The sequence below is a fragment of the Abyssisolibacter sp. ZYX002 genome, from assembly GCF_056892235.1.
In genome coordinates, this window is sequence record NZ_JARMXH010000008.1 from 68,071 (window position 1) to 83,718 (window position 15,648).

14 protein-coding genes and 3 tRNA genes are annotated in these 15,648 nt (G+C 30.1%); 16 read left to right on the forward strand and 1 reads right to left on the reverse strand.

The genetic code is table 11. The features are described from left to right. Window positions 1-2: 2 nt before the first annotated feature. The 14 genes from P3X86_RS17940 to P3X86_RS18005 all read left to right on the forward strand — a co-directional run bounded on the left by P3X86_RS17940 (window position 3) and on the right by P3X86_RS18005 (window position 10,559). A complete protein-coding gene (locus P3X86_RS17940) occupies window positions 3-938 on the forward strand; it encodes a CPBP family glutamic-type intramembrane protease (protein WP_483294107.1) in 936 nt (311 codons plus the stop codon). 405 nt (window positions 939-1,343) lie between these two features. After that, entirely contained in the window at window positions 1,344-1,553 is a 210-nt protein-coding gene (locus P3X86_RS17945; RefSeq protein ID WP_483294108.1) for an alpha/beta-type small acid-soluble spore protein, read from the forward strand. A gap of 65 nt (window positions 1,554-1,618) precedes the next feature. Next, window positions 1,619-2,359: a class I SAM-dependent DNA methyltransferase gene (locus P3X86_RS17950; RefSeq protein WP_483294109.1), complete on the forward strand. Its 741-nt coding sequence runs from the start codon at window positions 1,619-1,621 to the stop codon at window positions 2,357-2,359. A 129-nt stretch (window positions 2,360-2,488) separates the two neighbouring features. Further along, complete coding sequence (locus P3X86_RS17955; protein ID WP_483294110.1) at window positions 2,489-2,689, forward strand: cold-shock protein; 201 nt, start codon at window positions 2,489-2,491, stop codon at window positions 2,687-2,689. Window positions 2,690-2,828: 139 nt separating this feature from the next. Further along, window positions 2,829-3,701 carry an Hsp33 family molecular chaperone HslO gene (hslO, locus tag P3X86_RS17960; RefSeq protein WP_483294111.1) on the forward strand — a complete coding sequence of 291 codons (873 nt, stop codon included), beginning with the start codon at window positions 2,829-2,831 and terminating at the stop codon, window positions 3,699-3,701. A 105-nt stretch (window positions 3,702-3,806) separates the two neighbouring features. Next, a tRNA-Phe gene (locus P3X86_RS17965) sits at window positions 3,807-3,882 on the forward strand. 19 nt (window positions 3,883-3,901) lie between these two features. Next, window positions 3,902-3,976, forward strand: a tRNA-Gly gene (locus tag P3X86_RS17970). Window positions 3,977-3,981: 5 nt separating this feature from the next. Further along, a tRNA-Cys gene (locus P3X86_RS17975) sits at window positions 3,982-4,055 on the forward strand. Between the two features lie 106 nt (window positions 4,056-4,161). Further along, the gene (locus P3X86_RS17980; RefSeq protein ID WP_483294112.1) at window positions 4,162-4,905 is read left to right on the forward strand and encodes a DUF6873 family GME fold protein; all 744 of its coding nucleotides are present in this window, start codon (window positions 4,162-4,164) and stop codon (window positions 4,903-4,905) included. A 68-nt stretch (window positions 4,906-4,973) separates the two neighbouring features. Then, window positions 4,974-5,876, forward strand: coding sequence for a sporulation protein YtxC (gene ytxC, locus P3X86_RS17985; protein ID WP_483294113.1), 903 nt, complete (start codon window positions 4,974-4,976; stop codon window positions 5,874-5,876). Between the two features lie 198 nt (window positions 5,877-6,074). Beyond that, entirely contained in the window at window positions 6,075-6,680 is a 606-nt protein-coding gene (locus P3X86_RS17990) for a DUF445 domain-containing protein (RefSeq protein WP_483294114.1), read from the forward strand. Between the two features lie 33 nt (window positions 6,681-6,713). Beyond that, window positions 6,714-7,754 carry an SAM-dependent methyltransferase gene (locus P3X86_RS17995; RefSeq protein WP_483294115.1) on the forward strand — a complete coding sequence of 347 codons (1,041 nt, stop codon included), beginning with the start codon at window positions 6,714-6,716 and terminating at the stop codon, window positions 7,752-7,754. Window positions 7,755-7,919: 165 nt separating this feature from the next. Continuing rightward, on the forward strand, window positions 7,920-9,599 hold the full coding sequence (locus tag P3X86_RS18000) for a carbon starvation CstA family protein (protein WP_483294116.1): 1,680 nt from the start codon (window positions 7,920-7,922) through the stop codon (window positions 9,597-9,599). 510 nt (window positions 9,600-10,109) lie between these two features. Then, entirely contained in the window at window positions 10,110-10,559 is a 450-nt protein-coding gene (locus tag P3X86_RS18005) for an N-acetyltransferase (protein ID WP_483294117.1), read from the forward strand. 82 nt (window positions 10,560-10,641) lie between these two features. Here the strand turns inward: P3X86_RS18005 and ftsH are convergent, their stop codons facing one another. Continuing rightward, window positions 10,642-12,195 carry an ATP-dependent zinc metalloprotease FtsH gene (gene ftsH / locus P3X86_RS18010; RefSeq protein ID WP_483294118.1) on the reverse strand — a complete coding sequence of 518 codons (1,554 nt, stop codon included), beginning with the start codon at window positions 12,193-12,195 and terminating at the stop codon, window positions 10,642-10,644. A 279-nt stretch (window positions 12,196-12,474) separates the two neighbouring features. Between ftsH and P3X86_RS18015 the strand changes: the two genes are divergently transcribed. Together P3X86_RS18015 and ptsG are read left to right on the forward strand one after the other, a co-directional pair. Beyond that, a complete protein-coding gene (locus tag P3X86_RS18015) occupies window positions 12,475-13,317 on the forward strand; it encodes a PRD domain-containing protein (RefSeq protein WP_483294119.1) in 843 nt (280 codons plus the stop codon). A 291-nt stretch (window positions 13,318-13,608) separates the two neighbouring features. Next, on the forward strand, window positions 13,609-15,621 hold the full coding sequence (gene ptsG / locus P3X86_RS18020) for a glucose-specific PTS transporter subunit IIBC (RefSeq protein ID WP_483294151.1): 2,013 nt from the start codon (window positions 13,609-13,611) through the stop codon (window positions 15,619-15,621). Window positions 15,622-15,648: the final 27 nt, after the last annotated feature.

The window sequence follows — 15,648 nt, forward strand, 5'->3', positions numbered from 1 at the left end:
GAGTGGAAGAAATAAAAATAAGAAAACCTAATGAGTTAGAAGCTAATACGTATTATTTGATAATAGGAATAGCGCTTTTGACAATAGGAGCATACTTTCAAGAGAAAGATTTATATAGCGGGTTAATTATAACAGAGTATTTGATAATAATGTTGCCGGTTTTATTATATAGTAAACTTAGAGGTTTTAACATAAGCAGATTATTTAGAATAAAAAAGACAAGTGTAAAAAATGTACTACTAGCGCCAATAATAACATTGGCTTTTTACCCAGTTGCAGTATTTGCAAATTCACTTGTAATAGTACTTATATCTTTTTTTAGAGAACCTAAAGTTTTCCAGATACCTACCCCGCAAAACAAGGTAGAATTACTAAGGGCTTTTTTAATAGTAGCAGTATCAGCGGGTTTATGTGAAGAGATTTTATTCAGAGGATTCATTATGAGGGCATATGAAAAATTAGGTAAGAAAATAGCCATATTACTATCTGCGATAGTGTTTGGAATGTTTCATTTTAACATATATAACCTTTTAGGACCTATAGTTCTAGGAATAATTTTTGGATATATGACATATAGAACTGGTTCAATACTTACATCAATGGTAGCTCACATGGTTAACAATGCTTTTGCAACTACATTATCATATATAGTGCTTAAATATTCAAATATAACTAAAAATACAGAAATAAAAAATAGTTTGAATACAAATGATCCAAAACAGTATATTATAGCAGCAGTTGTGATGGGCGGACTTTCATTGTTAATATTGCCTCTAGGAATAAGGTTATTGAAAAAATTAAAAAGCGATGATACAACAGCTGCATTTTCTGCAGATGAAAAAGTAGAGACAGGGATGTGGATGAAAGTAATAGGGAAGCTTCCATTGATCCCTATGGCTCTATTATTCATATATTTGACATATATAATATTAAAGTAAGTGTAACAAAAAAGAGAGGTATCTCGTATATGAGATACCTCTCATACTGTAGAAAAAAGCCCAATTTCTGCGCCCGTGTTAAAATTTCCGTTGCTTACTTACCTCTAAGTAAGCTCTGCTACTCAATTTTAATACGCCTTGAAATTGAACTCTTACTACAGTATGTTATCTTGATGACTTTTGTCATCAATCTAAATAGAGCTATCTCTTTAAGAGATAGCTCTATTTATGCCGAACTTTAAAAAAATCTTGTTAATCAACATATTTCTATATGAACCTATTGGGGGAAGGTTCATGGTTTAACACAACAGTATATAGTTTAACATTAAAATTAAAAAATATCAACTCTTTTTTTGTATAAATATTTGTCAAAAATGACATACTATACAAAGGGAGGGGTATAAAATGGTAAAAAGTAAAAAAAAGAAAAAAATAGAAACATTAGAAGACAAGATGAAATATGAGATTGCAGAGGAGCTAGGGTTAATGGATAAAGTAAACTCATTAGGTTGGGGAGGCTTGACAGCAAAAGAGACAGGAAGAATAGGTGGAATAATAACAGTAAGAAAGAAAAAGATGAAGATAGATCAGATGAAAAATGTCCAAGATAAATAAAAAAATGTATAAATGCTTGAATTACTGTGCTATAATATGTTTATAATATTACGTGAGGTGACATAATGAGCTCGTATAGTAATATGGCACAGCTCTATGATAAATTGATGAGTGACGTTGATTATCATAAATGGTATGAATATATAAAAGAGATTCAGATAAGAAGCAATAAAAAAACTAAAAATATACTTGAGATGGCATGTGGAACAGGTAGTCTTACAGAAATATTATGTGAAAATGATTTTTCGGTAACATGTTTTGATTTATCTGAAGAGATGTTAGTGATTGCTTACGAAAAATTGAGAAAGTACAAAAATGTGACTATACTAAATCAAAACATGGTCAATTTTAATCTTAATCAGAAATTTGACATTATTATAAGTATATGTGATAGCATAAATTACATAACAAGTCACAAAGAATTAGTTAGTACTTTTAAAAATGTTTATAAGCATATGAATGAAGAAGGTATATTCATATTTGATATTAATTCAAGACACAAATTAGAAAATATCATAGCTAAAAATGTATTTATCAATGATTATGACGATATATATTATACGTGGGAAAGTGAGCATGATAAAAAAGGAGATACAGTAAATTTTTATCTAACATTCTTTGTTAAAGATGCAGATCTGTATGAAAGATTTGATGAAGTTCATACTCAAAAAATATATGATATATCCGATATAGTCAATTCTTTAAAAGAAGCTGGATTTAATAAAATAGAAGTATTCGAAGCCTTTACATTCGATAAGCCTAAAGTAGACTCTCAAAGATTTAATTTTATTGCACGAAAGACGTGATATAATACTAAATATAATTGACAGTATGCGATAAATATGATAGGCTGAATAGAGGTGGATGTTTACTTATAGATGTATGCATTTGCAAATTAATTTGCTTCATGGTGAAGCGCAGGAGGTATGTTTTTAATGGAAAGAGGCAAGGTTAAATGGTTTAACGCAACAAAAGGTTTTGGATTTTTAACAAGAGAAAATGGTGAAGATGTATTCGTACATTATTCAGCAATAGTTTCTGACGGATTCAAGACTTTAGATGAAGGTCAAGAAGTTGAATTTGAAATAGTTGAAGGCGAAAAAGGACCACAAGCTGCTAACGTTTCAAAGTGCTAATGTTACAAACTATAAATTGAATAATTACAAAGAGCGTTCTTTGTTATAGTTATATATAGTTTTTAACATTTATAGGGTCTCAATAGAGACTCTATATTTCTTTGTGCAAAGAAATTTCTTTAAAGAAAAGGTGGAATAAATGAAAGACTATGTGATAAGAGCTATAGATGAAAAAAAGAATATTAGAGTATTTATAAGTATGACAACTAATATGGTGAACAAAGCAAGAGGGATACATGAAACATATCCTACAACAACAGCAGCTATAGGTAGAATGATAACAGCATCCTCTATCATGGGAGCTATGCTTAAGAATGAGCAAGATAAACTTACGTTGCAGATAAAAGGTGATGGACCTATAGGAAGTATGGTATCAGTATCTGATTATAAAGGGAATGTAAAAGCGTTAGTAGCAAATCCCAATGTTGAATTACCACCAAGAGAAGATGGCAAGTTTGATGTAGGTTCAGCAGTTGGAAGAAACGGTAGTATTATAGTAATAAAAGATCTTGGACTTAAAAAACCTTACATAGGTAAATCTCCAATTATATCAGGTGAAATTGCAGAGGATATAGCCAATTATTTTGTGGTATCAGAGCAACAACCTTCGGCAGTTGCATTAGGAGTGCATATAGGAAAAGATGAAAGTGTAATTTCATCAGGAGGGTTTATAGTACAAATATTGCCTAATATAGAAGAAGAAGAGTTATTGAAGTTAGAAGAATGTATAAATGATATGCAGCCAATATCTTCACTTATAAAGCAAGGTTTGAGGCCAGAGGATATATTAGAGAGAGTTTTTGGTGTATTTAATATGGAGATAGTAGAAAAAAAAGAAATTGGTTTTGTATGTGATTGCAGTAAAGAAAAAATGGCAAAAGCATTAATAACAGTTGGGAAAGAAGAAATAGAAGATATGATAAAAGAAGATGGCAAAGCAGAACTTACTTGTCATTTTTGTAAAAAAAGTTATAATTTTAGTGACAAAGAACTAAAAGCTTTAATACAATAATAATAGATTAAATCAAAATAGAAGAAATAATAAAAATATAGCTAAAGCTATTGACTTTATAGTTTAAATGATGTATACTGAATCTTGTCCTTAAGAAATAAACTAGCCCAGATAGCTCAGTCGGTAGAGCAGGGGACTGAAAATCCCCGTGTCGGTGGTTCGATTCCGCCTCTGGGCACCATTTATTTTAAAACAAGAATGCGGAAGTGGCTCAGTGGTAGAGCATCGCCTTGCCAAGGCGAGGGTCGCGAGTTCGAATCTCGTCTTCCGCTCCAAATATGGCGGCATGGCCAAGTGGTAAGGCAGAGGACTGCAAATCCTTTACCCTCAGTTCGAATCTGGGTGCCGCCTCCATGAAAAAACTTCTTTATGAAGTTTTTTTTATTTTGCTCAAATTTAATAAGATAAATTTTGCAAGAGGTAGTATAATATAAACAAAATAAGAATATAGGAGAATACTATGAAAAATCCGTTTTTATTTAATGAAAAAATTGATTTAGCAGTTATTGATGCAAATGCAGATCAATCTTTGATAAATTATTTTAAAAATAGAAATATAGATATTATAAAAACCGTTAAATGTGATGATATACTTGAGCCTATAGCCTACCATCCGGACATGGTGATGCATCCAGTTAATCCTAGTACCATAGTAGTAGCACCTAATGTTTATAATTATTATAAAGAATTATTAAAAAACAAGCCTTTAAATATAATTAGAGGAGAAAAGGTATTAAGTAGAAACTATCCAGATGATATTGCATATAATGTAGCAAGAGTTCAGAATTATGCAGTACATAAAATTGAAAAAATGGATACTGTACTCAAGTACTATTTTGAAAAAGAAAATATTCAGTTTGTCAATGTGAAACAGGGCTATACAAAATGCTCAACTGCAATAATTTCAGAAAAAGCAATAATAACATCTGATGCTACAATACATAAAAAACTAACCCAATTAGGCATAGATGTTTGCTATATCAAAGAAGGTTTTATAGAACTACCAGGTTTTGATTATGGTTTTATTGGTGGAGCTACTTTTTGTTTGAATCAGAATGAGGTTTCTTTTTCAGGTAAACTAATAGACCATCCAAACATAGATGAGATTTTTAAATTTATAAAAAAATATGGGAAAGAACCAAATTTTTTAAGTTTAAAAAAAATTATTGATATCGGTTCAATTATTACTTTAAGGTACAATTAATACTAAGCAATAAAACGAATATAGCATTTATATAAGCATAAACTACTATTACAGAAAGGAGATGCAAAATGGAATTTCTTTCAATAGCTTTCAAAGAAAACATAAGTAACATAGATTATATATTAAAAAATAAAATTGAAACAAAAGAATTTGATCAGTTTTGTAAGACTATTGACCAAATTGGTGATACTTATATTTATAATTTTCACACAAAAAACGATAATTATGATAAAAATTTAATTTCCAAATTCTCCGAAAATTTATCAAGTGGCTTGTTGGATGTTATATTGAAAATTTATAAAAATAAGATAGTGCAAGATAGAATTAATTTTTCTTGTTATTACCTTGATAGCATTGAAAAAAAATCAGTATACAACAAAACTAATGAAATAATTGATGAAGATAGCTTAAATCAAGTATCAGAAATAGCACAGTACAGAGTAATGATAAAAGATAGAATAAGGCAGTTTCTACAAAATAGTGATTATATGATAATGGAAGGTTTTATAAAATTTAGATTAAGATTTTTTATTGATTATATCGATAATACTATCGAAAGAGCTGTTGAAGATTACTTTATGGAAAAAGAGTTCAATGAATTTGTCAAAATCCTAAAATATTTTGTAGAAATACAAGAACCAAAAATAGACGTTATTAATGTAGTAATAGAAAATGATGGTAAGTACTTATTATACGATGACAAAGATCAAATAATAAATAACGATTACTTAAAAGAAATAGTTGAAGAAATGTCAGAGAATGATGTTAATTATGATGATCTGCTGATTAGCTCTCTAATAACCATAGCACCTAAAAAGGTTATAATGCATATAGATGAGCATAGAAAATTAGACGGGATAATTAAAATCATAAATAATGTATTTGAAGACAAAGTAGAAATTTGTAGAGAATATAATTTTTGTTCCTCGTTAATTAATAAATTAAAGGGTATACTTATAAAAGAGAAATAACAAAAAGAGCTAGGGATGTCTCATGAGACATCCTGCTTGTTTGTTAAATTCATGAAATTTAAATGAAAAATATATATTCTTTAAAATTATATCTTGAAGAATTCAAAAAATTAATTTATAATTTGATATTATAGTGTGAAAAATATGTTATAATAATATAGCTTATAAAGATAATAATACAAAAGAGGTGAGTTGATTTTGAATATACTAATCGTACTTAGCATGTCTATAATAGGAGCGATAATTGGTTGGATTACAAACATAATAGCAATAAAATTAATATTTAGGCCGTATAAGGCTGTAAAAATTCCCATTATTAATTATGAACTACAAGGACTTATACCAAAAAGAAGAAAAGATATTGCTAAAAGCATAGGACAGATAATAGAAGAAGAGTTAATTGACATAGAAGAGATATTTAATACATTGATAACCGATGAAGAAATCGATAAAATAGAAAAGCAGATAAAAGCAAAGATACTCAAATTAATAGACGAAAAAATGCCAAGTATAATACCTAATATGTTTAAAAGCAGTATAAAAACCTATATTTCTGACATGATAGACAAAGAGGGTAGAAAAATACTAGAGGATTTCTTACAAAAAGCACTAGACAAAGCATCAACAAAAATATGTATAGCACAGTTAATAGAAGAGAAAATAAATTCTTTTGAAATAAGTAAACTAGAAGATATAATAGTAAAATTAGCAAAGAAGGAATTAAAACACATAGAACTTTTAGGTGGTCTTTTAGGTTTTTTAATTGGACTTGTTCAAGGTATACTAGTAATAATAATAAAATAATTGTTGATTAGACTTAGAAAGGACATATAAAATATGCGTAAAGTAAATAAGTTGTTATTCACTTCAGATACGCTTTCAAGTGAAATGGCGTTGAATGAAATAATAAAAAAATTTAAAGATATAACCTTTGAAAGGTGGATAGACAAAGGGATAGGGTTGGTAAATCTACATACTTCGTTTATAAAAATAGCAAAAGCGTTTAAAGAAGATAATATGATATTTACAAGACATATATGTCCTGTAAACATGGAAATAGATATAAGAAAGAGCATAGAAGATATAAATATTATAATTGAACAAATAGATGAGATTAAAGATTTGCTAGATAGTGGTAAAACATTTTCGGTACAAGCTAGACTTTGTAGTGATGTAAAGTTTGATTATAAAAGAAGTGATATTAGTAGAGGTCTTGCACAGAAATTAGAAAATTTAGGATTTAAGCAGGATGTAAAGAATCCAGAGCAGATTATATCTATTACTAACACAGATGAAGAGGCTCTCTTAGGAGTATCAAATGCATCATATAATCTGAGTGATTGGTGCGCGGGAGAGTGTAAATATAGAAAAGATAAAAATCTTATCAGTAGAGCAGAATTTAAGCTCTTAGAAGCCATAGATGTCTTTGATTTAGACTTAGATAAATACAAGACAGCGTTAGATTTAGGAGCAGCACCAGGTGGTTGGACAAGGGTTTTATTGAAACACGATTTAAAGGTGGTAGCAGTAGATCCAGCAAAGCTTAACAAATCTATAGCTAAAAACCCCAATGTAATTCATTTTAAAGGGCTTGCTCAAAAATATTTGAGAAAAAATAATAAATTTGACGTAATAGTCAACGATATGAAAATGAACGTAAAAGATTCAATATCATTAATGGGTATGGCATCTAAATATTTGAACGACGGTGGTATCGCGATTATGACATTAAAACTACCAAATAAAAGGTGGCAAACAATTACAAATAATGCACTTAATCAATTAAGTGATTGGTATGATATATTAGGAGTAAGACAGTTATTTCATAATAGGTCAGAAGTAACAGTAGTACTTAAAAAAAGTAACGATAATACGTAATATTATAGAATAAAAGATTCAAACACTACTTAATCATACAGGTTGAGTAGTGTTTTTAACTATGCAAATAAAAATATAAAACAAACATGTAAAATAAAGGTTGGAAATACAGAAATGAGTAGTATAATTAAGGTGTGATAAAAATAAATTGTTGGAGGGATTCGTATGAATGCTTTGGTATTAGCCATACTTACTTATGCTGGATTTATACTTGCATATAACACATATGGCAAATTTGTTAGTAGAAAACTTTTTGAGCTAACAGGAAGCAACGTTACACCAGCACATTATATGAAAGACGGAGTAGACTATGTTCCGACAAAGAGAAAAATTTTGTTTGGACATCACTTTACATCCATATCAGGGACAGGCCCAATAGTAGGACCAGCCATAGGAGTAATCTGGGGTTGGGTACCAGCAGTTATTTGGGTGGTAGTAGGTTCAATATTTATAGGAGCAGTACATGATTTTGGAGCATTAATCATATCATCACGTAACAAAGGAAAATCTCTTGGAGATATAACATCAGATATAGTGAGTCCTACTTCGAGAAATCTGTTTTTAGCTATCATATTTTTCTTATTATTAATAGTTATTGCAATTTTTGCAATGATCATAGGAAAATTATTTATAATGTATCCAGCATCAGTTTTTCCAGTATGGATGGAAATACCTATAGCTTTAATTTTAGGACATCTAGTTTACAAGAAAAACAAAAACGTTACAATTTTATCTATTATAGCAGTGGCGATTATGTATTTGACAATATGGATAGGAGCTAAATATATAAATGATTTTCAGATGATGAGTATTTTTGGTATGGAACCAATAATAGTCTGGGTAGTGATATTGATGATATATGCATATATAGCATCGGCATTGCCAGTACAAAAACTTTTGCAACCTAGAGATTATATTAATTCTCACGAGTTACTTATAGCAATGGGATTGCTAATATTAGGATTAGTAGTAGTGCAACCTTCAATAGTAGCACCAGCTATAAGAACAAGCGTAAAAGGAGCACCATCCATGATGCCGTTCTTATTTATAACAATAGCTTGTGGCGCTATATCAGGATTCCATAGCTTAGTTTCTTCAGGGACGTCATCAAAACAGTTGGATAACGAGCAAGATGCAATGCAGATCGGATATGGTGGTATGTTACTAGAGGGAGCATTGGCCATACTAGTAATACTTGCATGTACAGCAGGCTTAGGAGATACTACGGCTTGGACAGCCAGATATATAGATTGGTCTAATGCAAGTTCATTAGGAGCAAAGCTAGGAGCTTTTATAGATGGTGGAGCAAGCTTTATGGAAGGAATAGGTATAAGTGTAGCATTTGCAAAAACTATACTAGCAGTGTTTGTAGTAAGTTTTGCGGCGACTACACTAGATACAGCAACTAGGATGCAAAGATATGTAGTTGCAGAAATCGCAGAAACTATGAAAATAAAACCTCTAACTACTAATCATGGAGCTACGCTTTTTGCAGTAATAACAGCAGTATTACTTTCAATTGCAAAACCAGGCGGAGCAGGAGCTATGATATTATGGCCATTGTTTGGAGCAACAAATCAACTTCTAGCAGGCCTTGCACTGATGATAATAACTGTTTATTTAGCTAAAAGAGGTAAATCTATAGTATTCACAATAATACCAATGATATTTATGATGGCAATGACAGGCTGGGGAATGCTTTATAATATAAAGAATTTTTATAATAAATCAGATTGGTTGTTATTCATAATAGGCATAATAATAGTGGTGTTAGAGCTATGGATGTTGGTAGAATCTATCAACGTAATTAGAAAGTCAAAGAGTGAAAGAGCAGCTAAAGCATAATAAAAAGTGCTTTTTAAGTTGTTACCTACAACGACTTCAACGTATGTGAATACATCTGTATCTGATAAATGCTGCTATAGCTTATATTTGTAAATATTCACTCCTGTTGACAGTAACTCGAATTTCATGTTATTATATCCATACTAATAGAAAAGTGAGGTATTGATGCACAGATAACAATTAATTTATTTTTTAGAATTTCATTTTAATCAATCCATTTAAAGCTTAGTGACTAAGCCTGTTTGTGATACTATTAATTCTTTAATCTATTTTAGGTTAGTTATCCACTTATCAATACTGGTTTATAATTTCAACATCTTTAAGTTTGTGTGTTGCGCATAATTTTTTCTAATTTATATTGTATTACAAGATTAATTAGTCATCAGCTCATCTTGATAGTCGCAAAGTTCTCTATGGATAAAAATGTATACAACAACAACCTACACATATTACCATGTTTTGGATCAAATGTCCTGATTCAATCATGAGAAAAACCAAAGGAGAATTATAATGATTAGAAAAATTAAGAAAACAGCACACGAAATAGAAAACATCATGCAATTATGGTTACGATCGACCATTAAGGCACATCCTTTTATTCCTGAAGACTATTGGAACAGCAATTATGAAGATATAAAAGATAAGTATATTCCTCTAAGTGACGTATATGTATATCTAGAAAACAAAACCATCTTAGGGTTTATTAGTATTATAAACAAAGAATTTATAGGTGCCATATTCGTAGATGTAAATACTCAAGGAAAAGGTATAGGAAAAAAACTGATTCAACATTCAATGGATATCTATGGTGAACTTACTCTAGCAGTATACAAAGATAATCTACAAGCAGTAGAATTTTATAAACATGTAGGATTTACAGTTATAAATGAGCAGCTCAATGAAGAAACAAATAAGCTAGAATATATTATGGTTAAAAAACAATTATGCTCATCAAAATAGCACAAAAAATGGTGTGGTTTCCCTACACCATTTTTTAACTATTATATTATTTTACTGCACACTACACTCCATGTAAAGTATTTTATGTAGCAGTATTAAATACATCTCTTTTTTCTTTGGCAAAGATTGTTTCCAATTGTTCAGAATCCATAGTTTCATGCTCAAGTAAATAAGCAGATATTTCATGCAATAACTTTAAATTATTATTAATGATATTTAAAGCATCTTTATAAGAAGAATCAATTATTTTTTTGATTTCATCCTCTATCTTTTTTCTATTGTAGTACTTGTATTTATCTTTAATGGCTATATTGCCAATAGAGCTCATTCCATATTCACATACCATTTTTTCAGCTATTTCAGATGCTTTTACCAAATCGTCTTTAGCCCCAGTAGTGACCTCATTATATATTATTTTCTCAGCAGCTCTACCTCCAAGTAAAACTTTAATTTTGCTTACTAGATCGCTTTCTGTATGTAGATATCTTTCTTCATCGGGGAATTTTAAAACATAACCTAATGCTTGACCTCTAGGTATGATAGATATTTTCTGTATCATATCAACACTCAAGATTCTCCCAATCAATGCATGACCAGATTCATGATAAGCAACTATCCGTTTTTCCTTTTCCAATATAGTGGGATGTTTAACTTCTAAGCCAGCTACAACTCTTTCGATAGCAGCGTTGAAGTCTACAATATCTATTTTATGTTTGTTGTGCCTTACTGCTAGTATTGCGGCCTCGTTGGCGATATTAGCTAATTGAGCACCAGAAAATCCATGAGTTTTTTTAGAGAGGTCTTTTATTTTAACGCTAGCATCAATAGGTTTATTTTTCATATGGACTTTAAAAATTTCCTCTCTAGCTTTAGAATTTGGGTTGCCAACGTATATGTGTCTATCAAACCTACCAGGTCTAAGAAGAGCCTCATCCAGCAAATCCAATCTATTAGTAGCACCGATAACAACTATATTACTGTTATCATTAAAACCATCCATTTCTACTAATAGTTGATTAAGAGTTTGATCTTTTTCATTATTACTATCTAAATTTCTTTTACACCCTATAGCATCTAATTCGTCAATAAAAATTATACTAGGAGCATTTTTCTTAGCTTTTTCATATAAATTCCTTATTCTCTTTGCTCCAACACCCACATATTTTTCAACAAACTCAGAACCGCTAGAATAGATAAAGAATGAATTAGTTTCTCCGGCCACAGCTTTTGCTAAAAGAGTTTTACCTGTACCGGGAGGACCGTAAAACAAAATACCCTTTGGGATTTTAGCTCCCATCTTCCTATATTTTTCAGTGTGATTAATGAAATCTATAATCTCGTGAAGTTCTTCTTTTATCTCTTCAAGACCAGCAACATCATCAAAAGAAACGTTAGATTTACCATTTTCATTATTAGAGTCATCAGACTTTTTTTCCATTAGGATAGAAGATGGAACTAATTGAGGAGTACCATCTTGTTTTAAATAGTAAACAAGTAAGCAAATAGTTGAAACCCACATGAACATTTTGAAAAAAGCACCAAATCTATTACTGCCGATAAATAGATTCTCATATGCAATAAAAGATGAAATGACTAAGCTGACTATAAATAGCACTAAAGTAACTTTCTTTTTCATTTACTTCCCACCTTATATCGTCATTTATAGTATATCAATGATAGTTTCAGACAAAAACTAATCCATAGACGGTAATCATGAACAATATGATATAGATGAACTTATTTGCTTTAATTTATTAATCTATGGATACACATTTTATATACTTTTGTAATTATAGTGTAACCAAATTAAATAGGATTATAAGCAATATATTATAAAAAAAGAATCAAATATTTGATAAATCATTGAAAATGAAATACAATAAATACATCATATAAGTAGGTGTGGGAGGAGAAAATGGAGAGATACACTATAGTCAAGATACTAAGTAATAATGTAGTTCTTGTCAGTCAAAATGAACAAAACTATATCTTAGTAGGTAAAGGAATAGGATTCAATAAAAAAAAGGGAACTATACTAGAAGATGTAAGTAATATAGAAGAAAAATTTATATCACTAAATGGCCTAAAAGAAAATGAATATGAAAACTTTTTAAACAAAGTAGATCCCAAGATAATAGAAATAGTTAAAGATATTATAGAGATGGTAAAAAATGAATTAGGAGAAGAGCTTAATTCAAATATTCATGTTGGACTTATAGATCATATTGATTTTGCAATTCAAAGACTAAAAAAAGGTATAAAAATAATAAATCCATTTTTAGTAGAAACAAAAATGTTATATCCTAAAGAATATGTTTTAGCTCAAAAAGCTGTCGATATATTAGAAGAAAGATTAAAAATAAATATACCAGATGCAGAAATTGGGTTTCTAACTCTTCATATATATGGAGGTAGAGGACAAATAAATAAAAGTGAAGCTCTCGCAAACTCAAAGATGATGAATGCAATTGTAAATTATGTACAGAAAAAACTGAATATCATAATAGATAAAAGTTCCTTTGAATACAAAAGATTTTTTATGCATATAAAAGGGGTAGTAGATAGGATAACAAATAAAAAAACAATAAAAAATGTAATGCTTCTTAAAATTAAGGAGGAGATGATGGTTGAATATAAAGTCGCATACGATATATCTAAAATCATAGAAAGAACATGGAATAGCTCTAAGATACCAGAGAGTGAAATAGGTTATATAGCATTACATTTACATAGATTAAAAGATAGTATGGAAGTTTAATATATATCTTTGAACTTATTCCTTATAAGCTATTGATCAATACAAAGCGAAATTTGTCAAAAAATATTGAATAAGAAAACGTTTTATGATAAAATATAAACAATGTATAATCATGATTTTACGTGTTACTAATTCGATTAGGCATGAGTAAAAGAGTGAAATAAAATAAACATAGATGGCTATGCTTATTTTATTTTCTTTTACTTATGCCTTTTTTTGTATTAGTTAATCAAAAAATGTTAATGCTTTAAGTGATCGCTAAAATATTAACAATTAAAAAGGAGAATATTGATTATGAAAAAAGCTTTTGGAGTATTACAACAAATAGGTAAGGCTTTAATGTTACCAGTTGCATTATTACCAGCTGCAGGAATTATATTAGCATTAGGAGCTACGCTTCAAAACCCGTTTTTATTAGATAAGATACCAGTTCTTGGTGGCTCTGGATTTCAGTTAATAGCTAAACTGATGTTTGAAACAGGAGGAATTGTATTTGGCAACTTACCATTATTATTTGCTATTGGAGTAGCAGTAGGGCTATCTGGCGGAGAAGGAGTAGCAGGGATAGCAGCAACAATAGGATACTTGATTATGAATGTGACAATGGGTGTATTAGTACCTGCAATCAGACCTGATATTGCAGAAAATACTAAAGCTTTTACAGAAGTATTAGGTATTTCAACTTTACAAACAGGAGTATTTGGAGGAATAATCATTGGTATAATAGCAGCGAGTCTCTATAAAAAATACTATAATATCGAATTACCTCCAAGCTTAGGTTTTTTTGCTGGCAAGAGATTCGTGCCGATTATCACAGCAGTATCATCCATCATACTTGGAGCAGTTATGATGCTTATATGGCCATATATACAAGGTGGATTAGATGCATTTTCTCGCAGTATGATAAATGCTAACAGAACTTTAGCAGCATTTATATTTGGAGTAATTGAAAGAGCATTGATACCATTTGGGTTACACCATATTTTCTATTCGCCGTTTTGGTTCGAATTTGGAGAGTATGTGACAAAGGCTGGAGATTTAGTAAGAGGAGATCAAACTATATTCTTCAAACAATTAATAGATGGAGTTCCATTTACGGCAGGAACATTTATGACAGGCAAATTTGCGTTTATGATGTTTGGATTACCTGGAGCGGCACTTGCGATGTATCATGAAGCAAGACCAGAGAAGAAAAAACTAGTAGCTGGGATTATGGCATCAGCAGCACTTACTTCATTTTTAACAGGAATAACAGAACCTTTAGAGTTTACGTTTTTATTTGTAGCACCAGTGTTATTTGCAGTACATTGTGTATTTGCAGGATTGTCGTTTATGACTATGCAATTGCTAAATATTAAAATAGGTATGACCTTCTCTGGTGGAGTTATTGACTTTATATTATTTGGAGTATTACCAAATAGAACACCGTGGTATCTAGTAATACCAGTAGGAATAGTATTTTTTATTATTTATTATTTTGGATTCCGTTTTGTAATTAGAAAGTGGAATATAAAGACACCGGGTAGAGAAGAAGATGAGGTAGAGATAACAAGAGAAATTGTTGATAAAGATGAATTAGCATCAAAAGTACTAGAAGCATTAGGAGGCAGAGAAAATATTGGTAAGTTAGGTGCATGTATAACTCGTCTACGCATTTGTGTTAAAGATTTAGAGAAAGTGGATAAAAATAGACTTAAAGCATTAGGAGCTACAGGAGTATTAGAAATAGATAAAAATATACAAGCGATATTTGGAACAAAATCAGATCAATTAAAAACACAAATGAAGAATATTATAGATTATCAAAATCAAGAAGATAAAATAAAAATAGACAAGCATATAATAAAAGGAAAAGAAGAATTTGTTTGCCCAGTGACTGGAACATTACTAGAACTAAAAGATGTACCAGACCAAGTGTTTTCTGATGGAATGATGGGAGAAGGCTTTGCGATAAATCCTAGTAATGGAGATGTAGTTTCACCAGTAAACGGTGAAGTAACAACAGTTTTTCCTACAAAACATGCGATAGGGATTACATCAGAAAATGGATATGAAGTACTTATTCACTTTGGAATTGATACAGTCAATTTAAAAGGAGAAGGCTTTAAATCATTAGTTACTCAAGGAGAAAGTATAAAAGCAGGTCAATCTATACTAAAGGTAGACATAGATAAGATTAAAGATAAAGTACCTTCACTTATTACACCTATTATTATTACTAACTTGCCTGCAAATGAAAGTATAAAATTAAATGCAGGTGAAAAAGTAGAAGCTGGTAAAGATGACATTATAAAAATAATATAATTTCTATTTTATAATGCAAAATGATAT